This window comes from Frigoribacterium sp. RIT-PI-h (genome assembly GCF_001297205.1).
GTDB lineage: Bacteria > Actinomycetota > Actinomycetes > Actinomycetales > Microbacteriaceae > Frigoribacterium.
In genome coordinates, this window is sequence record NZ_LHOZ01000064.1 from 22,731 (window position 1) to 44,860 (window position 22,130).

Sequence of the window (22,130 nt, forward strand, 5' to 3'; positions counted from 1 at the left end):
AGCGGGGTGGTACCGCGTCACCCGGGTCAGGCACCCGGACGGCGTCCTCGTGGTCAGAAGGTCCCTCGGCCAGTGCAGCGGGGGCGACCCACCGCACGACCTGGAGAACCGATGACCTACCCCAAGGGTTCCGACGCCACCGGCGTCCCCGCCTCGCCGCGATTCCCCGAGATCGAGACCGGCGTCCTCGCCTTCTGGAAGCGCGACGACACCTTCGCCGAGTCGATCCGGGCGCGCGAGGGCTGCGACGAGTGGGTCTTCTACGACGGCCCGCCGTTCGCCAACGGCCTGCCGCACTACGGACACCTCCTGACGGGCTACGCCAAAGACGTGTTCCCGCGGTACCAGACCATGCGCGGCAAGCAGGTGCACCGACGCTTCGGTTGGGACACCCACGGGCTGCCCGCCGAGCTCGAGGCGATGCGCCAGCTCGGTCTGACCGAGAAGCACGAGATCGACGACATGGGCATCGACGTGTTCAACGCCGCCGCCCGCAAGTCGGTGCTGCAGTACACCGACGAGTGGCAGCAGTACGTCACCCGTCAGGCGCGCTGGGTCGACTTCGACCGCGACTACAAGACCCTCGACGTCGACTACATGGAGAGCGTCGTCTGGGCCTTCAAGCAGCTGCACGACAAGGGCCTCGCGTACGAGGGCTTCCGTGTGCTGCCGTACTGCTGGCACGACCAGACGCCCCTGTCGAACCACGAGCTGCGCATGGACGACGACGTCTACAAGAACCGCCAGGACCAGACGGTCACCGTCGCCTTCCCGCTCGTGGGCGCCAAGGCCGAGGCGCTCGGCCTGACCGGCGTCGAGGCGCTGGCCTGGACGACCACCCCGTGGACCCTCCCGACCAACATGGCGCTCGCCGTGGGGCCGGCCATCGACTACGTGGCCGTGCCCCACGCCCTGCTGCCGGGCGAGCGCAGCGGCGACCAAGAGCTGCTGACCGGCAGCGTGTTCCTGCTCGCCGCCGACACGCTCGGCGCCTACGCGCGTGACCTGGGCTACGAGTCCGCCGAGGCCGCCCAGTCCGCCGTCACCGCGACCTTCACCGGCGCCGAGCTCGAGGGCGTCGAGTACGACCGCATCTGGGACGTCTACGCCGACACCGAGGAGTGGGGCACCGAGAACGCCTGGCGCATCCTGGCCGCGGACTACGTCGCCACCGGCGAGGGCACCGGCATCGTGCACCAGGCCCCGGCCTACGGCGAGGACGACCAGCTGGTCTGCGCCGCCGCCGGCATCCCCGTCATCGTCTCGGTCGACGACGGGGGGCGCTTCCTGCCGATGTTCGACGAGCTGGGCGTCGCCGGCCTGCAGGTCTTCGAGGCCAACAAGCCGTTGGTGCAGCGCCTCCGCGCCGACGGCCGCCTGCTGCGCCTCGCCAGCTACGAGCACAGCTACCCGCACTGCTGGCGCTGCCGCAACCCCCTGATCTACAAGGCGGTGTCGAGCTGGTTCGTCCGCGTCACCGAGTTCCGCGACCGCATGGGCGAGCTGAACCAGCAGATCACCTGGGTGCCCGACAACGTCAAGGACGGCCAGTTCGGCAAGTGGGTCGGCAACGCCCGCGACTGGTCGATCTCGCGCAACCGCTACTGGGGTTCACCGATCCCGGTGTGGAAGAGCGACGACCCCGCCTACCCGCGCGTCGACGTCTACGGCTCGCTGGCCGAGATGGAGGCCGACTTCGGTCGACTCCCGACGAACGCCGACGGCGAGCCCGACCTGCACCGCCCCTTCATCGACGAGCTCACCCGCCCGAACCCCGACGACCCGACCGGGCAGAGCACCATGCGCCGCATCGAGGACGTCCTCGACGTCTGGTTCGACAGCGGCTCGATGCCGTTCGCCCAGGTGCACTACCCGTTCGAGAACCAGCAGTGGTTCGACGAGCACAGCCCCGCCGACTTCATCGTCGAGTACATCGGTCAGACCCGCGGCTGGTTCTACACGCTGCACACGCTGTCCACCGCGCTGTTCGACCGCCCGGCCTTCTCGAACGTCATCAGCCACGGCATCGTGCTCGGCTCCGACGGCCAGAAGATGTCGAAGAGCCTGCGCAACTACCCGGACGTCAGCGAGGTGTTCGACCGCGACGGGGCCGACGCCATGCGCTGGTTCCTCATGTCGAGCTCGGTGATCCGCGGCGGCAACCTCGTCGTCACCGAAGAGGGCATCCGCGAGGGTGTCCGACAGTTCCTGCTGCCGCTCTGGAGCACCTGGTACTTCTTCTCGCTCTACGCCAACGCCGCGTCCGGAGGCGCGGGTCGCCACGCCGCCCCCGGTTACGACGCGCAGTGGCGAACCGACTCGAGCGACGTCCTCGACCGCTACCTGCTGGCGAAGACGCGCCTCCTGGTCTCCGACGTCGAGGCCGCGCTCGACGCCCTCGACACGCCGCGGGCCACCGCGACGCTGCGCGATTTCGCCGACGTGCTGACCAACTGGTACGTCCGGCGCTCGCGCGACCGGTTCTGGTCGGGCGACGACGTCGACGCGTTCGACACCCTCTTCACGGTGCTCGTGACCCTCACCCGGGTCGCGGCCCCGCTGGCCCCGCTCGTCGCCGACGAGGTCTACAAGGGCCTCACCGGGGACCGCTCGGTGCACCTGACCGACTGGCCCGACGCCTCGGCGTTCCCGGCCGACGACGCCCTCGTGGCCGCGATGGACGCCGTCCGCGCCGTCGCCTCGAGCGGTCTGGCCCTGCGCAAGGCCCAGGGGCTGCGCGTCCGGCTGCCGCTGGCCCGCCTGACGGTCGTCACGCCCGATCCGGCCGGCCTCGAGGCGTTCGCCGACATCCTCCGCGACGAACTCAACGTCAAGCAGGTCGTCGTGACCCGCCTGACCGAGGAGAGCCTCGGCGAGTACGGCGTCACCCGGAAGCTCACCGTCAACGCCCGGGTCGCCGGCCCCCGCATCGGCAAGCAGGTGCAGCAGGTCATCCCCGCGGCGAAGAAGGGCGACTGGCAGCCCGCGGGCGAGAACGTCGTCGTCGGCGGTGTCGAGCTGGTGCCGGGTGAGTTCACCCTCGAGCTGGCGGTCGCGGACGCGTCGAGCGCCCTCGCCTTCGTCGGCGACGGCGGCTTCGTGCTGCTCGACACCGCGACCACGCCCGAGCTCGAGGCCGAGGGCCTGGCTCGTGACCTCGTCCGCGCCGTCCAGCAGGCCCGCAAGGTCGCCGACCTCGACGTGTCCGACCGCGTCACGACGACGCTCACGACCGACGCCGTCGCGGCCGCCGCCGTCGAGGCACACCGCGAACTGATCTCTCGCGAGACCCTGACCACCGAGCTGATCGTCGACGTCCACGAGGGCGTCGCCGAGAGGCCCGAGAAGACCGTCGTCGGATCGGGCCCCGGCTCGGCCGTCGTCGTGGAGGTACGACGCGCATGACCCCCGAGAAGAACGGCCGTGCCGGCGAACCCGCGGACGACCGCGGGGGCGAGTTCGCGGTCGGGGCGCAGCGCGTCTCCGACGAGCTGACGGCGCGCATCGGCGAACAGGCCCCGCAGCCCCGGCTCGAACCGACCCGGCGCGCCGTCGAGCTGCTCGGCGACCCGCAACGGGCGTACCCGGTGATCCACCTCACGGGCACCAACGGCAAGACGTCGACCAGCCGCATGATCGAGAGCATCCTGCGGGCGCACGGCCTGCGCACCGGCTTGATGACGAGCCCGCACCTCGTCCGCCTCAACGAGCGCATCGTCGTCGACGGCGAACCGATCAGCGACGAGCGCCTGGTCGCCAACTGGGACGACATCCAGCCCTACCTGACCATGGTCGACACCGACCTCGAGGGCTCGGGCGAACCCGCCCTGACCTTCTTCGAGGCCCTGACGGTGCTCGCCTTCGCCTGCTTCGCCGACGCCCCCGCCGACGTGGTCGTGCTCGAGGTCGGCATGGGAGGCGAGTGGGACAGCACGAACGTGGCCGACGGCCAGGTCGCCGTCTTCACCCCGATCGCGCTCGACCACCAGAATCGACTCGGCTCGACCGTGGCCGAGATCGCCCGCACCAAGGCCGGCATCGTCAAGCCCACCGCGGCCGTCGTCTCGGCGTCGCAGACCCCCGAGGCCCTGGCCGAGCTGGAACGAGCCGTCGAGCTGAGCGAAGGCTCGCTCGCGGTCGAGGGAGGCGCCTTCGGCGTCGAGTCGACCACCGTCGCGGTCGGCGGCCAGGTCGTCACCATCCGCGGGCTCGCCGGCCGCTACGACGACCTCTTGCTGCCGCAGTTCGGTGACCACCAGGCCCAGAACGCGGCCGTCGCGGTCGCGGCCGTCGAGTCCTTCCTCGGCGGCGGGTCGCAGCCGCTCGACCACGAGGTCCTGGCCGAGGGCCTCGCGAGCGCGACCTCGCCCGGTCGCCTGCAGATCGTGGCCAACGAGCCGACGATCCTGGTCGACGCCGCGCACAACCCGCACGGCGCCCGCGCCCTGGCCAAGGCGCTCGACGACTACTTCCAGTTCGGCGGGGTCGTCGCGGTGCTCCGCGTGCTCGCCGACAAGGACGCCGCCGGCATCGTCCGAGCCTTGGCGCCCACGGTCACCCAGTTCGTCGTGACCAGTTCGCAGTCCGACCGGGCGATCGACGCCGACGAGCTCGCCGCCATCGCGGTGGGCGTCGTGGGTGCGGACCGCGTCGTCGTCGAGACCGACCTCGTGGCGGCGCTGCGCACGGCGCGCGACCTGGCCGACGAGGTCGAGGGCGACGAGCCCGGCGGCGTCGTCGTGACGGGCTCGATCACGCTGGTCGGCGACGTCATCGCCCTCTCGCAGCAGCCCGAGGGGCTCTCGTGACGACCGCGCCGCCCCCCGCCGCAGCCGGCCCCGGCCCGGGTGGGCGATCGCGTCACCCGCGCCGACGTCGCGGGGCGGCCGAGAGCCTGCTCTCGATCGTCCTCGTGCTCGAGGCCATGACCCTGTTCTTCGTCACCCTCGTGGTGTTCGGTCGGCAGCTGCTGCCGGCCGGCGTCGCCTGGGGCGGTGGCCTCGGCGCGATCGTGCTGACGCTGCTCATCTCGCAGACCCTGCGCTGGCGCTGGGGGGTCGGCCTCGGCTGGCTCGTCCAGCTCGGCCTGGTGGCCTGCGGGTTCCTCGACCCGGTCATGTTCGTCGTGGCCGCCCTGTTCGTCGCGATCTGGACCTACTGCCTCGTCAAGGGCACGCAGCTCGACCGCATGAACGCCGCCCGGCTGCGCGACGCCCCCGGCGACGGGGCCTGAGCCGGCACCCACCGACCCGTTCGCCGGGCGTCCGCCCGCGAGCCACCCGCCACCCACCGAAAGAGGAGCAATGTCCGATCTCGAAGAAACCCTCGTCCTCGTCAAGCCCGACGGCGTCGCCCGTGGCCTGACCGGCGAGATCCTGCGCCGCATCGAGGCCAAGGGGTACTCGCTCGTCGACGTCCGCCTCGTGCAGGCCGACCGCGACCTGCTCGCGAAGCACTACGAGGAGCACGTGGGCAAACCCTTCTACGAGCCCCTCGTCGAGTTCATGCAGAGCGGCCCGACGGTCGCGCTGCGGATCGCGGGCAACGCCGTCATCACGGGCTTCCGCTCGCTGGCCGGCACGACCGACCCCACGACCGCGGCTCCCGGCACGATCCGGGGCGACCTCGGCCGCGACTGGGGCCTGAAGGTACAGCAGAACCTGGTGCACGGCAGCGACAGCCCCGAGAGCGCCGCGCGCGAGCTGGCCCTCTGGTTCTGAGCCACCCGCCGGCGTGACGCCGGAGACCACCGAGCCCGCGCCTCCTGATCGACTCAGGAGGCGCGGGCTCGGTCGTGTCGACGGCTCGCGTCGTCAGGGGGTCGGCGTCGCCGTCGAGCCCTCGGTCTCACCCGTGCTGGTGTCGTCGGTCGAGGCGCCGTTCTGCACCTCGGCGACGAACTGGGCGAAGGTGCTGGCATCGGTCAGCGAGCCCTGGTACTGCTGGCCGTTGACCAGGACGAGCGGGGTGCTCGCGAGCTTGTCGAGCGACGAGTTCGGGATCGGGTCGTTCAGCGCCCGCTGGGTGGCCGAGGCGACCCAGTCCTCGAAGTCACCGCCCTTGATGCACGAGGGGATCTGGTCGTCGGTCGCCCCGGCGCCCTGCACCAGGGTGACGAGCTCGTCGTTCGTCAGGCCCCGGGTGTTCTCCTCGGGCTGCTGCGCGAACAGGGCCGTGTTGACGTCGAGCGCCTTGTCGGGCTCGTAGTTGGCGACGCAGGCGAAGGCGTTGGCGGCCCGGGTCGAGTACCGGCTGCCCTGCGAGGCGTTGTCGAGGAACCCGATGGGGTGGATCGCCAGCGTCGCGGCTCCGCTCGACACGGCCTCGTCGAGCTGCTGGGCGTTCGTCGTGTCGAACTGGCCGCAGAACGGGCACATGTAGTCGAGGTAGACCACGATCGACGGCACGTCACCGGAGGCGCTCGGGGCCGGGGTCGGTGTCGCGTCGGCCGCGAGGGCGCCGCTCGGGACGGCGGTGACCGCCCCGTTCGAGCCTTCGAGCACGAGGCCGTCGCTCGCCATGTTCGCGGGGCCGGGACCGGCGGGCTTGATCGACTGTGTGATGACGAGGGCGACGATCGCGAGGACGGCCACCACGCCGACGACCAGGCCGCCCTGCAGGAGCCACTTGTTGCGTCGGCGCCGTCGGGCCTCGGCCTCACGGGTGATGCGGGCCTTCTCGCGGGCCGCCTCTCGGCGTTCCTTCTTGCTGGCGGGGGAGTCGGTGGGTGGCGTCATCAGTCCTCGTCGTGGCTCGGGGGTCGTCGGACCAGACTGGCGAGGCCGTCCTGGATTCTGCTGGGAGCACCCTGAGTGCGACGCACGGTGTCGGCGCGACCGCGCCGGGGACGAGAGGAGGCGCGGGTCACCCGAACAGCGTCGGCAGCAGCAGCGGGAACACGACGACGATGGTCGTGGCGACGACGATGTAGTTGAGCACCGGCAGCACCCACGAGTAGGGGAGGAACCGTGCCGCCGCCCGCTGGAGCGGCCCCTCGGGGACGGTGACGCCCCGAGCCGCGCCCCACACCGTGAACACCCAGAACAGCGGGATGGTGAAGAGCCAGACGAGCATGCACCACGGGCAGAGCGCGCCGATGACGAACACCGTCTGCGTGAAGAGCCAGGTGACGAAGACCCAGGCGAGCAGCAGCCCGAGGTTGAACGCGAGCCAGAACCAGCGGGCGAAGCGGGCGCCGGCGAGGAGGCCGAGGCCCACCGCCACGGGGGCGGCGAAGCCGATCAGGCCGAGGATCGGGTTGGGGAACCCGAAGAGCGAGGCTTGCCAGCTGTTGATGACCGGCGAGCAGCCCACGAACGGGTTGACGTCGCAGCCGAGCGCCGCGCCCGGGTTCTCGAGCAGCCGGAACTTGTCGAGGGTGAGGGCGAAGGCCCCCACCAGGCCGCCGAGGCCGGCGACGATCAGCAGCGCGGCGGCCACGAACGGGGTGCGGCCGGTGGGCAGGGTCACGGCCCGAGGCGTCTCGACGGTCACGCCCAGCAGTATCGCACGGGCCGTCGGGGCGCCCGCTTTGACCCCGCACCGGCGTGGGCGTGCGATAATCGAGCCAGTCGTGGGGCCCAGGTCCCGAGATCCAGGCTTACCGGGCACTGCCGGCCGTCGTCGTGGCGCGAGAGATCGCGTTCTCGACCAGGCCGACCCGAAACCGGGCCAGAGCGCAGGCGCTCATCGTCGGATGGCCAGTTCCGAACCAGCAAGGCGACACGAAGAACAGCACGTCGACGAACGACATCGAGGGCGACGACCGCAGGTCGGTCGACACCCCGGGTGACCGAACGTGACGTGTCCGACAAGGCGCGCCGTGAGAGGGCGCGGTGGTCAGGGGCAGGTGCGACGTCACCGTCCGACCACGACACGAGAATTCCTGCCGACGGCATGGCCTCGGCGGGGCGAGGAGCGCACCGCAAGTGGTGAACGACAACACAGACAACGACGGACGTCCGAAGAAGAGAAGGGGATTGTTCGCAGGCCTCAGGGCTCGCCAGGCGGCGGTCGACGCCGCCTCGGCGCCGACCCCGGCCGCGCAGCAGCCAGCACTCCCTTCACCCGTCCGGACGACAGACGACGCCCAGGAGGCATCACCCGTGACCCACGAGACCGAGACCACCGACGAGCAGGTCGCGGCCCAGGCCCCGACCTCCGAGCAGATCACCACCGACGCCGTCGCCGAGGCGTTCGTCGCCGCGGCGACGCAGCCGGCCCAGGCCGACGACGCGTCGACCGACGGGGCATCGGCCTCGCCGATCCCGGCGAACCTGACGACCACGTCGCTGATCTTCCACGCACCCGAGATCACCGTCCTGCCGGCACGCCCCGGGCGACGACAGCGCGACGACCGCGACGACCGGTACGACCGCGACGACTCGTGGGACGACGACCGCGAAGGCGACGACGACCGTGACGAGCGCGACGACCGCGAGCAGCAGCCCGCCTCGCGCCGCCGTCAGCGGGGCCGCTCGCAGGACCGCGAAGAGCGCGACTCCGAGACCCGTGGTCGCGACCGCGACCGTGCCCCCCGCCAGGCGGAGCTCATCACCGAGCCGCAGCGCATCAAGGGCTCGACGCGTCTCGAGGCGAAGAAGCAGCGTCGCCGCGACGGACGCGACGCCGGGCGCCGCCGCACCGTCATCACCGAGGCCGAGTTCCTCGCCCGTCGCGAGAGCGTCGACCGCAAGATGATCGTCCGCTCGTCGGGCGACCGCATCGAGATCGGCGTGATGGAAGACGGCACCCTGGCCGAGCACTACGTCGCCAAGGCGCAGAACGTCTCGCTCATCGGGAACGTCTACCTCGGTCGCGTGCAGAACGTGCTGCCCAGCATGGAAGCCGCCTTCGTCGACATCGGACGTGGGCGCAACGCCGTCCTCTACTCGGGCGAGGTCGACTGGGACTCCCTGTCGACGGGCAACCAGCCCCGTCGCATCGAGCTGGCCCTGAAGCCCGGCGACCGCGTGCTCGTCCAGGTCACGAAGGACCCCGTCGGCCACAAGGGCGCTCGTCTCACGAGCCAGATCTCGCTGCCGGGCCGCTACCTCGTCTACGTGCCCAACGGCTCGATGAACGGCATCAGCCGCAAGCTGCCCGACACCGAGCGTGCGCGTCTCAAGAAGATCCTCAAAGAGGCCCTGCCCGAGAACACGGGCGTCATCGTGCGCACGGCGGCCGAGGGCGCGACCGAAGAGCAGCTGACCCTCGACGTCAAGCGCCTCACGAACCAGTGGGCCGACATCGAGAAGAAGGTCGCGGCGGGCAACGCCCCGAACCAGCTGCACTCCGAGCCCGACCTGCTGATCAAGATCGTGCGCGACGTCTTCAACGAGGACTTCCACGAGATGGTCATCGACGGCGACGAGGCGTTCGAGACGCTGCAGTCCTACCTGTCGGCCGTGGCCCCCGACCTCATGGACCGCGTCAAGCGGTACGAGGGCGACAAGGACGCCTTCGACGAGTACCGCCTCAACGAGCAGATCGAGAAGGCGCTCGACCGCAAGGTCTGGCTGCCCTCGGGCGGTTCGCTCGTCATCGACCGCACCGAGGCGATGACCGTCGTCGACGTCAACACCGGCAAGTTCGTCGGCTCGGGCGGCAACCTCGAAGAGACGGTCACCAAGAACAACCTCGAAGCCGCCGAAGAGATCGTCCGTCAGCTGCGCCTGCGCGACATCGGCGGCATCATCGTCGTCGACTTCATCGACATGGTGCTCGAGTCCAACCGCGACCTCGTGCTGCGTCGCCTGGTCGAGTGCCTCAGCCGCGACCGCACCAAGCACCAGGTCGCCGAGGTCACGTCGCTCGGGCTCGTCCAGATGACGCGCAAGAAGCTGGGCCTCGGCCTGGCGGAGTCGTTCTCCGAGGCCGGCAGCGCCGCGCGCGTCCAGGAGCAACAGCCCCGCAAGGGCGGCCAGCAGGGCGATCGCCGACGGGGCGGCCAGGCCGGTGGCTCCGGCAAGTCGGGCGGCAACGGCCACAACACGGGTGCGGGCGCCGGCACCGGGCCGCAGTCCGGTCGCGGCGGCCCCGCGTCGCCGAACGGCGGCTCGAACCCCCCGACCGGCGCCCACGCCATCACCGACGACGGGAAGAACGCCCTCTCGCGCATCGCCGCCAGCACCAACGCCCACGCCGAAGAAGGCGGGATCAAGGACGACGACGCAGCCAGCCGGGCCGCGGCGGCCGTCGAGGCGGCCACCGACGCCGCCGCGGCGGGTGCCGCGAAGGCCGGGCCGGCAGCCGAGGCCGCCGGTGACAGCGCGGACGACGGCCGACGCGGTCGTTCGGGACGCAAGGGTCGCCGGGGTTCGTCCCGAGCCGCCCGCGAGGCGGGCGAGGCCACCGACGAGTCGGCACGCGCCGAGTCGGCACCCGCTGAGTCGACGACCACCGACTCGACGACCACCGACTCGAGCGCCGGCGTCATCGAGGTACCCGCGGCGGCCCCGGCCGAGCGGTCGGCCCCGGTCGCCGCCGAGGCCGCCCCCGTCGACGAACCCACGGAGGCGCCGGTCGCGAAGGCCACGGAGCGTCGCCGCCCGTCGGCCCCGGTCTCGCCCCCGGACGCCACGGTCGCCATCCTCGACATCCCCGTGGCGCCCACGCGCCGCGAGCCGCGTCGCATCAGCAGCCAGGACGCCGAGCAGCTGCTCGACTCGGTGCTGGGTGCGTTGCCCGAGCCGAAGCAGCCCGGACAGGGGCGTTCGCGCTCGCGCCGCGCCTCCAGCCAGGGCACGACCGCGGCGGCTCCGGCCGAGCCGACGACGTCCGGCGAGTCCGGTCCGTTCATCCTGGGCGTGGGGGTCAGCTCCGACGATCTGTGAGTCGTCTAGGGTGACTTCGTGCCTCTGACCCAGCCCGGAACCCCGACCGTCAGGTCGAGGTTCCGGGCTGCGTCCGTCTCGGCCTCGGGGCCCGAGGGGCGCGAACGTCTGCTCGTGGCGGGCACGGCCCTCGTCGTCGTCCTGGTGGCCCGCTTCGCCCTCGGGCTCGTCGCACTCGTCGGGTCGGCGGTCGGCTTCTCGGTGACGGCGTTCCCCAGCGGGTTCGTCGCGACACCGGTCGGGCAGTTCCTCGGCAGCTTCGTGCTCTACCCGTTCCCGTTCTACGTCGCCTCGTTCGTCGTGCTCGTCGCCGTCCGGCCGCTGACGCCGCGGTCCGACCTCCGGACGGTGGTCCGCCACGCGGTCGTCGCGGGCGGCGTCGGGACGATCGCGCTGGCGGTCCTCGGAATCGTCCCGGGCATCGTGCTCTCGATCGACGGCGGCACCTGGGTGAACCTCGCCCTCTACCTGACGACCATCCCGCTGTCGGCCGGCATCGTCGACACGGCCCTGCTCGTCGCCGGCGCCGTGCTCGCCCGACTGTGGCTGGGCGGCGGCGACGGTGACGAGGTCTGGGCGGTCGAGCCCGCGCCCCGGGTCGTCGAGGCCGAGGCGGACGACGACGCGACCGACGCCGACGACGACACCGCGCCTCCTGCCGTGGCGGACGATCGGCTCACCCGTGTCCCGACCGTCGTCGCGGCGGGGCCGTCGGCCCCCGTGGTCCCGCCCGAGCGTCCCGTCGTCCCGGCGCACCCGGCCCCCGCACCGGACGACTGGTCGCGCTTCGCGCCCCCCGCCGGTCCGGGCGAGGACGACCGGTGAGCGCACCCGTCCAGGAGCGCACCGAGCACGCCGGGCACGGCACGGGTCGTCGTGCGCGCCGGGCGCCGTCTCGCGTCCCCCTGCTCGTGGCCGGTGGGCTCGTGCTCGCCGTGCTCGTGGCGGTCCGCGTTGCCTCCCCCCTGCTCGGCCCCGGTCTGCTGCCCAACGCGCTGCAGGACTTCGTCACGCTGACCATCAGCGTCATCGTCGAGTCCATGCCGTTCGTCCTGCTCGGCATCGTCCTGTCGATCATCGTGCAAGAGTGGCTGCCGCAGGCGTTCTTCTCGTCCTGGCTGCCGAAGAGGGGGTTGCCCCGTCGGGCGGTCATCTCGTTCCTCGGCATGTTCCTGCCGGTCTGCGAGTGCGGCAACGTGCCGTTGGCGCGCGGGCTCGTGCTCAAGGGCTTCACGGTCTCGGAGTCCATGACCTTCCTGCTCGCGGCGCCGATCCTCAACCCGATCACGATCATCACCACGCACCAGGCGTTCGGGTGGGACAACGGCATCCTCGTGGCCCGGTTGATCGGCGGGTTCGTCATCGCGAACCTGATCGGCTGGCTGTTCAGCAAGCACCCCAACCAGCAGAGCCTGCTCACCTCCTCGTTCGCGGCCGAGTGCCGGGTCGACGACGGCCACGCGCACGGGCGGGGTCGCACGGCGAAGAGCGTCGACCTGTTCCGCCGCGAGATGTCGACGATGATGCCGGCGCTCTTCATCGGGGCGGCCATCGCCGGCGCGATCCAGACGATCGTGCCGCGGTCGGTGCTCGTGACGCTCGGCAGCAACCCGGTCTGGTCGGTGCTGGCGATGATGGTGCTGGCCTTCGTCATCTCGATCTGCTCGAACGTCGACGCGTTCTTCGTGCTGCCGTTCGCCTCGACCTTCATGCCCGGCGGCATCGCCGCCTTCCTCGTCTTCGGCCCCATCATCGACGTCAAGATGCTGGCCCTGCTGCGGACGACCTACACACCCAAGGTGCTCGGGCAGGTCACCCTCGTGGTGGCCCTGACCAGCGCCGCGATCGGACTGGTGGTCAACTATGTCGCCTAGCCCTGCTCCCCGCCCCTGGCGCCGACTGCTCGACCGGTGGCAGGGGGTGCTGCTGACGCTCGTCGTCGGCGTCGCGACCCTCTGGCTCGCCGCGACCGGCCAGCTCGTGCTGTACATCCACCCGCGGTACGACGTCTTCACGGTCGTGATGATCCTCATCGGCATGGCGTTGTCACTGGCCACGCTGGCGTTCTCGCCCGTCCGTGGCGACGACTCGCACCACGACCACGACCACGACCACGGTCCCGGCCACGACCACGACGGGCGTCTCGACGCGGCCGAGGCGCCCGCGGTCGAGGACGGCCTCCGCCCGCGCCGATGCCGGCCGGTCGCCACGGGTGCCCGCCGCCTCGCCTTCTCGGCGGGCGTCGCCGTCACCGCCGCCATCGCGATCGCTGTCGTCGCCCTGCCCCCGGCCACCCTCACCAGCGCCACGGCCGGCCAGCGCGACGTGAACTCGTCGACCGCGTCGCTCGACCGCACGACCGTGGCCGACGCGACCGGCGCCTCCTCGGACGCCTACCGGTCGTTCAGCGTCCTCGACTGGGCCGGCCTGCTGAGGCAGACGACCGACCTCGCCTTCTACGAGGGCAAGACCGCCGACGTCGTCGGCTTCGTCACGCCGTCCGACACCGCCCCCGACGACGTGTTCTACGTCTCGCGCTTCGTCATCACGTGCTGCGCGGTCGACGCCCAGCCCGTCGGCGTGCCGGGCTACCTGCCCGGGTGGCAGGACCAGGTCGCCGCCGACGACTGGGTCGAGGTCACGGGTGGCTTCGACACCAACCGCAGCAGCTCGAGCCAGGACCCCGTCGCCCTCGTGCCCGACGAGGTCACGACCGTGGGACAGCCCAGTGACCCGTACCTCTACTGAGGGCGGGCGGGGCAAGGGCGCGACGGGAGGGGCCACGCCCGACCCGTTCGCCTCCGACCCCGTGTTCCTCACCGAGCAGGACGCCCGTGAGGCCGCCTCCCGCTGGCGCACGCGCTGGATCGCCGTCGTCGCCGTGCTCGCGGTCGTCTGTTCCGCGTTCGTCGGGCTGACCTACTTCCAGGGTCCGAAGGCGGGCGAGACGCAGGTCGACACGACGGCTGTCGTCGAACGCCCGGGCCAACAACTGCGGGTGTTCGCCAACCAGGCGCTCGCCCACGTCGACCCCTCGCAGGTGGTCGTGACGCCCGCGACCGCGTTCACGGTGCAGACGTCGGGCGACGTGGTCGCGGTGACCTTCACCGACCGGCTCGCCTACGCCACCGACTACCACGTCCGCATCGGCGGGGTCTCGAGCGTCTACCAGCGACAGACCTCGACCCTGGAGGCGCGGTTCAGCACGCCCCCGGCGACGCTGTACCGGCTCGTGCGAGGCACGGGTGGGGCCGACGACCGCATAGAACGAGCCGGGCTGCGGGGCTCCGATCGCACGACCGTCTGGTCGGCACCGCGCATCCAGGCCTACGAGGTGTTCGACTCCGCGATGGCCGTCGTCACGGACGACGGGACGCAGAGCAGCCTCAGCCTCGTGTCGCTCGACGGGGCCGCGGTCGAGACCCTTCCCGTGCCCGGCCAGCCGGGCCTGATCACGCGTTTCGCGGCCGATCGCGCCACGACGACGCTGGCGTTCTCGTTCCGTCCGACGGGTTCGGACGTCGAGACCCTCTACACGCTGCCGCTGCAGGGGGAGCGGGCGGTGACCCCGGTCCTCGGCCTGTCCGGGCAGCCAGTCGAACCGACCGACTGGGCCTTCGTCCCGGGCGAGGACGACGTCGTCGTCCAGGCCGTCGACGACTCGGTGAGCGTGATCGACCTCTCGGGAGTCGACCCGGTCCGCCCGGTCGGCACGTACTCGCTGTTGCAGGGCGTCTCGCTCGACGGCACGACGCTGATCGCCGCGTCGGCCATCGCGTCCATGGTCGTCGACCTCGCCACGGGGGACGAGCGCCCGCGCGCGCCCGCGCCGGTCGACGGGGTCCTCCCGTTCGCAGGACCCCTGGTGGCCCTCGACTCCGACCACGTCGTGCAGCAGGTGTCGGTGCCGTCCGACGACGGGCTCACGTACCGCACGCTCGTCGTCGCCGACGACGGCACCACGTCGCGGACGCTCTGGCAGCCCCCGAGCGCGTCCGGTGTGATCGAGGGCTTCGACGTCTCTCCGAACGGGCAGTACCTGGCGGTCCAGTCGGTCGGGGACGCGACGACACCGACGGACTACTCGTACACGATCGACCCCGTCGCCGACGGCGTCACGACCACCATCGTCGACATCGCCTCGGGCGCGGTCGTGGCCAGCTACGAGGGCTTCGACACGACGTGGTGACCGCGCAGGGGCGCGGTCGCCCGGGTGGACGGGGACTCAGGCCGTGAGACCGCGCTTGACCCGCTGGGACACCCGCAGCCCGCTGCGCTCGAGACGGCGGGCGAGGTCGAGGCCCGTCACGGCGACGGCGCCCCCGGCGATCAACTCGGCCCGGCGGGACTCGGGCACGTCGTAGTGGTCGTGGTCGAACCCGCGGCGGGGAATCCCGTGACGGGCGGCGAAGGCGTGCAACTCGTCGTAAGAGGCGTCGCTCACCAGGTGTGCCCACAGGGTGTCGTGGGCGGGCCACACGGCCTCGTCGATCAGGATCACGCCCTGGATGCTAGTCGTCGACCCGCGCACGGGCGCGCGAGTCCCCGAGCGGAGGAGGCGCGGGTCCGGCCGGAGGACGCGTTGACGGCCCCAGCGGCCCCCTGTACGATGGGCGGTTGGTGCGCGCAGGCTCGAGGCCGCGTCGTGCCGGACACCCCCAACTCTTAAGGAACAGACATGGTCTACGCAGTCGTGCGCGCCGGTGGTCGGCAGGAGAAGGTCGAGGTCGGCACGATCGTCACCCTCGACCGCCTCAAGGCCGCCGAAGGCGACGCCATCACCCTTCCCGCCGTGCTGCACGTCGACGGTGACACGGTCACCTCGGCCGCCGACGCCCTGGCTAACATCACCGTGACCGCCGAGGTGCTGAACGACCTGCGCGGTCCGAAGATCGTCATCCAGAACTACAAGAACAAGACCGGTTACAAGCGTCGCATGGGCTTCCGTGCCGACCTGACCCGCGTCAAGATCACCTCGATCAACTGAACCAGGGGCTGAGAACACATGGCACACAAAAAGGGCGCATCGTCCACCCGCAACGGTCGTGACTCGAACGCACAGCGCCTCGGCGTGAAGCGCTTCGGCGGCCAGGTCGTCCTCGCCGGCGAGATCATCGTCCGCCAGCGCGGCACCCACTTCCACCCCGGCGTCAACGTCGGCCGCGGCGGCGACGACACCCTCTTCGCCCTCGCTCCCGGTTCGGTCGAGTTCGGCGCCAAGGGCGGCCGAAAGGTCGTCCACATCGTCGCCTCCACGACGGCGACGGTCTAGCACCACCACGCGGCGTCGGCACACGACCCGCATCGGCGGCCCTTCGCGGGTCGCACCGTCTGGGGCGAGCATCCTGCTCGCCCCAGACGTGTTTGACCCGGGCAGCTCGCACCGGCACGCACAGACAAAGAGATCAAGCACCTCATGGCCACATTCGTCGACCAAGTGACCCTCCACCTCCGCGCCGGCAACGGCGGCAACGGCTGCGTGTCCGTCAAGCGCGAGAAGTTCAAACCGCTGGCAGGCCCCGACGGGGGCAACGGCGGTCACGGCGGCGACGTCGTCATCGTCAGCGACAGCGGCGTCACGACGCTGCTCGGGTTCCACCGGGCCCCGCACCGGTCCAGCGACAACGGCGGCTTCGGCATGGGTGACCACCGCGCCGGCACGAACGGCGAGACCCTCGAGCTCGTCGTCCCCGTGGGCACGGTCGTCAAGTCCGCCGACGGCACCGAGCTGATCGACATGGTCGAGCCCGGCATGCGCTACGTCGCCGCCGAGGGCGGCATCGGCGGGCTGGGCAACGCGGCCCTCTCGTCGACCAAGCGCAAGGCCCCCGGCTTCGCCCTGCTGGGCACCCCCGGCTGGGCCGGGGACGTGCTGCTCGAACTGAAGGTCGTCGCCGACATCGCCCTGGTGGGCTACCCGTCGGCCGGCAAGTCGAGCCTCGTCGCCGCCCTGTCGGCCGCGAAGCCGAAGATCGCCGACTACCCCTTCACGACGCTGCACCCCAACCTCGGCGTCGTCGAGTCGGGTGACACGCGCTACACGGTCGCCGACGTCCCCGGGCTGATCGAGGGTGCCAGCGAGGGCAAGGGGCTCGGGCTCGAGTTCCTGCGCCACGTCGAGCGCTGCTCGGCGCTGCTGCACGTCCTCGACTGCGCGACCCTCGACCCGGGCCGCGACCCGCTGACCGACCTCGACGTCATCCTGCGCGAACTCGAGGCCTATCCCGTCCCCGACGGCCAGAAACCGCTGCTCGACCGCCCGCAGCTGATCGCGCTCAACAAGGTCGACGTGCCCGACGGTCGCGAGTTGGCGGACTTCGTCACGCCCGAGCTCGAGGCCCGCGGCTACCGCGTCTTCGAGATCTCCGCCGTGAGCCACGAGGGCTTGCGCAACCTGTCCTTCGCCCTGGCCGAGGTCGTCGAGGCCAGCCGGGCCGAGATCGCGGCGCGCCCCGCGCCTCCTCGCATCGTCATGCGTCCCCGCGCCGTCAACGAGAAGCCCTTCGTCATCAGGGTCGAGGGCGGCACCTACGGCAACGTGTACCGCATCCTGGGCCAGAAGCCCGAGCGCTGGGTCGTGCAGACCGACTTCAACAACGAAGAGGCGGTGGGCTATCTCGCCGACCGGCTCAACGCCATCGGCGTCGAGGACGCCCTGTTCAAGGCCGGGGCGCAGGCCGGTTCGACGGTCGTCATCGGCCCCGAGGGCGGCATCGTCTTCGACTGGGAGCCCACCCTCACCTCGACGGCCGAGCTGATGACGAGCGCCCGCGGCACCGACCCGCGCCTGATCCAGAACGACCGCCCGACCCGCAACCAGCGTCGCGAAGAGTACTTCGAGCGCATGGACGCCAAGGCCGAGGCCCGCGCCGAGCTGCAGCGTGAACGTGCCGCCGGCCTGTGGACCGACGACGAGGGGTTCCTCGTGAAAGAGGGCGACGACGTCGACGGCGACGAGCGGGCGTGACCGGGGGCGTCGTCGACCGCGCCGGCCTCGGCACGGCCCGTCGCATCGTGGTCAAGGTCGGCTCGTCGTCGATCAGCGGTGAGAACGCGGGCCAGATCGAGCCGCTGGTCGACGCCCTCGCCGCGACGTACGGTCGAGGTGCCCAGGTCGTGCTCGTCTCGTCCGGGGCCATCGCCACAGGCCTGCCGCACCTGCGGGTCGACTCCCGTCCGACCGACCTCGCGACCCAGCAGGCGGCCGCCGCCGTGGGGCAGAACGTCCTCATCTACCGGTACCAGCAGAGTCTGCGCCGCTACGGCATCGTGGCCGGGCAGGTGCTGTTGACCGCCGGCGACATGCAGAACCCGACGCACCGCAGCAACGCCCAGCGCGCCATGGAGCGCCTGCTGGAGCTGCGTATCCTACCGATCGTCAACGAGAACGACACCGTCGCCACCCACGAGATCCGCTTCGGTGACAACGATCGGCTCGCGGCGCTGGTGTCGCAGCTGATCGGTGCAGACGCGCTCGTGCTGCTCAGCGACGTCGACGCCCTGTACACCCGGCCGCCGCACGAACCCGGCGCCGTCGCGATCGTCGACGTGCCGTTCGGGGACGAGCTCGCCGGGGTCACCTTCGGCGAGGCCGGCGCGGCCGGCGTCGGGACCGGAGGCGCGGGCACGAAGGTCGCGGCCGCCCGGTTCGCGGCCGAGGCCGGCACACCCGTCCTCGTGACGAGCACCGGCAACGTCGCCCGGGCCCTCGCGGGCGAGCAGGTCGGCACCTTCTTCGAGGCGGCGGGAGCCGCGGGGTCGGGACCCGCGGCGGGGGGCGCCGGGGCCCACGGCGAGCCCCCCGCCCGGCCCCCCCCGCCCGGGTGGCGGCGGGGCGACCGGCGGCGACCGTCGGCGGCCGCGCGGGACGGGGGAGCGGCGCATAGGCTTCGTGCATGTCGCTCATCGATGCCCCGGCCCCGTCGCGCACCGACAAGCTGACCGCCGCCAAGGCCGCCTCGCGCGTGCTCGCCACCGCGACGGCCGACCGCAAGGACGCGGGGCTGCGGGCCGCCGCCGCCGCCCTGGTCGCGAACGTCGACCGCATCGTCGCGGCCAACGAGCTCGACCTGGCGAACGCGCGCGAGAACGGCGTCGGTGCGCCGCTCCAGGACCGCCTGCGGCTCGACTCCGGTCGACTGGCCGGGCTCGCGTCGGCCACCGAGCTGGTGGCCTCGCTCGTCGACCCGGTCGGTGAGTCGGTGCGGGGCAAGGTGCTGCCGAACGGGCTGCGCCTCGACCAGGTCCGCGTGCCGTTCGGCGTGGTGGGCGCGATCTACGAGGCCCGGCCCAACGTGACGGTCGACATCGCGGCGCTCGCCCTGAAGAGCGGCAACGCGGCCGTCCTGCGCGGCGGCAGTGCGGCGCAGCAGTCCAACCGCGTGCTGGTCGAGGTCATGCGCGAAGCCCTGGCCGAGGTGGGACTGCCCGCCGACGCCGTCGTCACCATCGACGAGTTCGGCCGCGACGGGGCCGCCGAGCTGATGCGGGCCCGCGGGCTGGTCGACGTGCTGATCCCCCGGGGCAGTGCTGAGCTGATCGACACCGTCGTCCGCGAGTCGACGGTGCCGGTCATCGAGACCGGCGCCGGGGTCGTCCACGTCTTCCTCGACGCCAGCGCCGACGAGGGCTGGGCCGTCGACATCGTGCAGAACGCCAAGGTGCAGCGGCCGAGCGTGTGCAACGCGCTCGAGACGCTGCTCGTCCACCGCGAGGCGGCGGACCGCCTGCTGCCCCCGGTGCTGGGTGCCCTGCGCGCCTCCGGGGTGACGATCCACGGCGACGAGCGGACGCTCGAGGTCTTCCCCGACGGGGTTCCGGCGACCGACGACGACTGGGCGTCCGAGTACATGGGCCTCGACCTCGCGGTCCGGGTCGTGGACGACGTCGACGAGGCCATGGCCCACATCGCCCGGTGGTCGACCCACCACACCGAGTCGATCGTGACCGCCGACCTGGCGACCGCCGAGCGGTTCCTCGCCGAGGTCGACAGCGCGGTCGTCATGGTCAACGCCTCGACCCGCTTCACCGACGGCGGAGAGTTCGGCTTCGGGGCCGAGGTCGGCATCTCGACCCAGAAGCTCCACGCCCGAGGACCGATGGGGCTCGCCGAACTCACGAGCACCAAATGGGTCGTGCGGGGCCAGGGCCAGGTGCGCGGGTAGACTGACCGACGATCGTCACCGCCTGAACGGGAGAACCCATGCTCGACGCCTCGCTGCTGCTCGCCGAAGCCCACGAAGAACTCGCACCGCTGATCGCTCCGGCCCCGGTCATCGCCGGCGTCTTCGCCATCGCGTTCCTCGTCCTCGGCTACGTGGTCTTCAGCTACCGCGACGTCGCCAACCGTTCGCTGCGCAAAGCGAACAAGCTCGACCACCACGACGGTCCGATCGACGAGTTCGGTCACCCCGAGAAGCACTGACCGCCGAGGCCACCGAGATGGTCGTGACGGGCGCCACCGTGCCCGACGGCGAGGGCGTCAGGCGACCCCGCGTCGGCATCATGGGCGGCACCTTCGACCCGATCCACCACGGACACCTGGTCGCGGCCAGCGAGGTCGCGCAGTCGTTCCACCTCGACGAGGTCGTCTTCGTGCCGACCGGCCAACCGTGGATGAAACCCGAGGTCAGCGAGGCCGAGCACCGCTACCTGATGACGGTCATCGCCACGGCGTCGAACCCGACCTTCACGGTCAGTCGCGTGGACGTCGACCGCGAGGGGCCGACCTACACGATCGACACCCTGCGCGACATCCGTCGCCTGCGTCCGACGGCCGAGCTCTTCTTCATCACCGGTGCCGACGCCGTGGCCCAGATCCTCGACTGGAAAGACGTCCAAGAGCTCTGGGACCTCGCCCACTTCGTCGCCGTCTCGCGTCCGGGGCACGACCTCAGCGTTAGCGGTTTGCCCGAGAGCGACGTAAGCTTGCTCGAAGTCCCCGCACTGGCCATCTCATCGACCGATTGCCGCGCCCGGGTGGGTCGAGACTTTCCGGTGTGGTACTTGGTCCCCGACGGCGTCGTCCAGTACATCTCCAAGCACCATCTGTATCGGAGCGTTTCATGAGCACGTCCGACGGTCAGCCGCCCCTCACCCGGCGACAGATCCGCGACCTCGAGCGAGCCCGCGAGGGCGGTCAAGCCATCACCGGCGCTGTGCCCGTGGTGCCCGCTTCGACCTCCACGCCCGCCCCGCGCGCTGCCGCAGGCTCGACGGGCGACGTGGCGCTGCCGACGCCGGTGCCCTCGTCCGCTGCGCTGCGCGACGTCCCGCCCCCCGCACCGGGTTCGGTCGTCGACCCCGGCACCGGTCTGACCCGCCGACAGATGCGTGCCCTGCGCGACGCCAGCCAGACCCGCGACGCCTCTCCCGTGCCTCTGCAGGCCCCGGCCCCCGAACCCCGTCGTCCGCTGGCCGACGCGCTCAACACGGTCGACGAGATCGCTCCCGCCGCCGACCGTCCGGTCTCCTCGCCCGGCGCGGCCGTTCCGGCTCCGGCAGCGGTCCGCCCGGCCTCGGCGCCCGTGCCGTCCGCTGCGTCGGACGATGACGACGACTCGTCGGCCGCCGCCCCCGGGCCCCGCCGCACGGGTGCGGCCCCCACGGTCCCTCCGGTGTCCTCGACCCCCACGCCGACGTCGACGCCCACGGTCTTCCCGTTCGCGTTGTCCGACGAGCAGGGCCGCAGCGGACAGGGCTCGCCGAGCGCGCCTCCTGCCCCGTCCCGCTCCGGGGCGTCGACGACGCCGCGCCCGTCCGGTGCCGCTTCGGCGCCCGAGCAGCGGGACGAGCCGTCCGACGCGGCGCCGGTCGTGCCGCTCGGTCACTGGTCGACCCAGTCCGACGAACCCGACGCGCAGTCCGTCCCCGGCCGTCAGCTCGGCACCAGCACGGGTCAGCAGAACGCCCTGATCCTCACCGACGCGCAGGTCGCCGACGTGACCGGGGCCCTCAACGCGACCGGCGAGATCATCATCACCGGCTCGATCGACCTGCCGCGCAGCCTGGCGTCGACCGGTTCGCAGGCCCGGATCGACAACTCCGACATGGACCGCATCCTCGAGCAGGGCGATGCCGAGCAGGCGTCGAGCGACGCCGAACCCGTGCGTGCCAGCCGGGCCATCAGCACACACACGTCCACCCGGGCCGTCGTGCTGGCCGCGTCGCAGCCCAAGGGCAACCACCTGCCGCTGATCCTCGGCATCTCGGGCGGCGTCGTGGGCCTCGGTATCATCGGCTTGATCATCGGTGGCTTCGCCACCGGGGTGCTGGGCTGAGGCCCGACCCACCCGA

General features: G+C 71.8%; 20 protein-coding genes and 1 pseudogene. 17 read left to right on the forward strand and 4 right to left on the reverse strand.

Translation table 11 applies throughout. From position 1 onward, the window contains the following. Positions 1 to 111 precede the first annotated feature (111 nt). The 4 genes from ileS (at position 112) to ndk (ending at position 5,720) form a co-directional block, all read left to right on the forward strand. Entirely contained in the window at positions 112 to 3,405 is a 3,294-nt protein-coding gene (gene ileS / locus AEQ27_RS06795) for an isoleucine--tRNA ligase (RefSeq protein ID WP_054145968.1), read from the forward strand. Next, a complete protein-coding gene (locus tag AEQ27_RS06800; protein WP_082383316.1) occupies positions 3,402 to 4,808 on the forward strand; it encodes a folylpolyglutamate synthase/dihydrofolate synthase family protein in 1,407 nt (468 codons plus the stop codon). The genes ileS and AEQ27_RS06800 overlap by 4 nt, the downstream gene beginning before the upstream one ends. Beyond that, entirely contained in the window at positions 4,805 to 5,233 is a 429-nt protein-coding gene (locus AEQ27_RS06805; protein ID WP_054145969.1) for a DUF4233 domain-containing protein, read from the forward strand. The genes AEQ27_RS06800 and AEQ27_RS06805 overlap by 4 nt, the downstream gene beginning before the upstream one ends. Before the next feature lie 70 nt (positions 5,234 to 5,303). After that, positions 5,304 to 5,720, forward strand: coding sequence for a nucleoside-diphosphate kinase (ndk, locus tag AEQ27_RS06810; RefSeq protein WP_054145970.1), 417 nt, complete (start codon positions 5,304 to 5,306; stop codon positions 5,718 to 5,720). Between the two features lie 93 nt (positions 5,721 to 5,813). Here ndk and AEQ27_RS06815 read toward each other — a convergent pair whose 3' ends face one another. The 3 genes from AEQ27_RS06815 to AEQ27_RS06825 form a co-directional block, all read right to left on the reverse strand. Then, the gene (locus tag AEQ27_RS06815; RefSeq protein ID WP_054145971.1) at positions 5,814 to 6,737 is read right to left on the reverse strand and encodes a thioredoxin domain-containing protein; all 924 of its coding nucleotides are present in this window, start codon (positions 6,735 to 6,737) and stop codon (positions 5,814 to 5,816) included. A 127-nt stretch (positions 6,738 to 6,864) separates the two neighbouring features. Continuing rightward, positions 6,865 to 7,494: a vitamin K epoxide reductase family protein gene (locus AEQ27_RS06820; RefSeq protein WP_235451006.1), complete on the reverse strand. Its 630-nt coding sequence runs from the start codon at positions 7,492 to 7,494 to the stop codon at positions 6,865 to 6,867. Positions 7,495 to 7,600: 106 nt separating this feature from the next. Next, the gene (locus AEQ27_RS06825; protein WP_054145972.1) at positions 7,601 to 7,783 is read right to left on the reverse strand and encodes a hypothetical protein; all 183 of its coding nucleotides are present in this window, start codon (positions 7,781 to 7,783) and stop codon (positions 7,601 to 7,603) included. Positions 7,784 to 7,979: 196 nt separating this feature from the next. Here AEQ27_RS06825 and AEQ27_RS06830 point away from each other — a divergent pair, with 196 nt between their 5' ends. The 5 genes from AEQ27_RS06830 to AEQ27_RS06850 are packed head-to-tail and all read left to right on the forward strand — an operon-like array spanning position 7,980 to position 15,024. Beyond that, positions 7,980 to 10,835, forward strand: coding sequence for an Rne/Rng family ribonuclease (locus AEQ27_RS06830; protein WP_369813602.1), 2,856 nt, complete (start codon positions 7,980 to 7,982; stop codon positions 10,833 to 10,835). Between the two features lie 18 nt (positions 10,836 to 10,853). Further along, complete coding sequence (locus tag AEQ27_RS06835; RefSeq protein ID WP_054145974.1) at positions 10,854 to 11,660, forward strand: hypothetical protein; 807 nt, start codon at positions 10,854 to 10,856, stop codon at positions 11,658 to 11,660. Beyond that, the gene (locus AEQ27_RS06840; RefSeq protein WP_054145975.1) at positions 11,657 to 12,709 is read left to right on the forward strand and encodes a permease; all 1,053 of its coding nucleotides are present in this window, start codon (positions 11,657 to 11,659) and stop codon (positions 12,707 to 12,709) included. Before AEQ27_RS06835 ends, AEQ27_RS06840 begins: the two co-directional genes overlap by 4 nt. Continuing rightward, positions 12,699 to 13,583, forward strand: coding sequence for a TIGR03943 family protein (locus tag AEQ27_RS06845; RefSeq protein WP_082383317.1), 885 nt, complete (start codon positions 12,699 to 12,701; stop codon positions 13,581 to 13,583). The genes AEQ27_RS06840 and AEQ27_RS06845 overlap by 11 nt, the downstream gene beginning before the upstream one ends. Then, the gene (locus AEQ27_RS06850) at positions 13,564 to 15,024 is read left to right on the forward strand and encodes a hypothetical protein (RefSeq protein WP_152970222.1); all 1,461 of its coding nucleotides are present in this window, start codon (positions 13,564 to 13,566) and stop codon (positions 15,022 to 15,024) included. Before AEQ27_RS06845 ends, AEQ27_RS06850 begins: the two co-directional genes overlap by 20 nt. 36 nt (positions 15,025 to 15,060) lie before the next feature. On the opposite strand, the gene AEQ27_RS06855 is transcribed toward AEQ27_RS06850, so the two are convergent. Then, entirely contained in the window at positions 15,061 to 15,336 is a 276-nt protein-coding gene (locus AEQ27_RS06855) for a DUF4031 domain-containing protein (RefSeq protein WP_369813603.1), read from the reverse strand. A gap of 177 nt (positions 15,337 to 15,513) precedes the next feature. On the opposite strand from AEQ27_RS06855, the gene rplU reads away from it, so the two are divergent. The 8 genes and pseudogenes from rplU to AEQ27_RS06895 all read left to right on the forward strand — a co-directional run bounded on the left by rplU (position 15,514) and on the right by AEQ27_RS06895 (position 22,114). Continuing rightward, complete coding sequence (gene rplU / locus AEQ27_RS06860; protein WP_054145978.1) at positions 15,514 to 15,822, forward strand: 50S ribosomal protein L21; 309 nt, start codon at positions 15,514 to 15,516, stop codon at positions 15,820 to 15,822. 18 nt (positions 15,823 to 15,840) lie between these two features. Continuing rightward, entirely contained in the window at positions 15,841 to 16,107 is a 267-nt protein-coding gene (gene rpmA / locus AEQ27_RS06865) for a 50S ribosomal protein L27 (protein ID WP_054145979.1), read from the forward strand. Between the two features lie 144 nt (positions 16,108 to 16,251). Next, complete coding sequence (gene obgE, locus AEQ27_RS06870; protein ID WP_054145980.1) at positions 16,252 to 17,802, forward strand: GTPase ObgE; 1,551 nt, start codon at positions 16,252 to 16,254, stop codon at positions 17,800 to 17,802. Continuing rightward, positions 17,799 to 18,584 (forward strand): annotated as a pseudogene (gene proB / locus AEQ27_RS06875) (glutamate 5-kinase); the annotation flags it as partial. The gene obgE and the pseudogene proB, both read left to right, overlap by 4 nt. Before the next feature lie 146 nt (positions 18,585 to 18,730). Continuing rightward, positions 18,731 to 19,999 (forward strand): glutamate-5-semialdehyde dehydrogenase, encoded by a 1,269-nt coding sequence (locus AEQ27_RS06880; RefSeq protein ID WP_054145981.1) that lies wholly within the window; start codon positions 18,731 to 18,733, stop codon positions 19,997 to 19,999. 38 nt (positions 20,000 to 20,037) lie between these two features. Beyond that, the gene (locus tag AEQ27_RS06885; protein ID WP_043597092.1) at positions 20,038 to 20,259 is read left to right on the forward strand and encodes a hypothetical protein; all 222 of its coding nucleotides are present in this window, start codon (positions 20,038 to 20,040) and stop codon (positions 20,257 to 20,259) included. Positions 20,260 to 20,276: 17 nt separating this feature from the next. After that, positions 20,277 to 20,903, forward strand: a complete 627-nt coding sequence (gene nadD, locus AEQ27_RS06890; RefSeq protein WP_082383319.1) for a nicotinate-nucleotide adenylyltransferase — start codon at positions 20,277 to 20,279, stop codon at positions 20,901 to 20,903. Beyond that, positions 20,900 to 22,114, forward strand: coding sequence for a hypothetical protein (locus tag AEQ27_RS06895; protein WP_054145982.1), 1,215 nt, complete (start codon positions 20,900 to 20,902; stop codon positions 22,112 to 22,114). Before nadD ends, AEQ27_RS06895 begins: the two co-directional genes overlap by 4 nt. Positions 22,115 to 22,130: the final 16 nt, after the last annotated feature.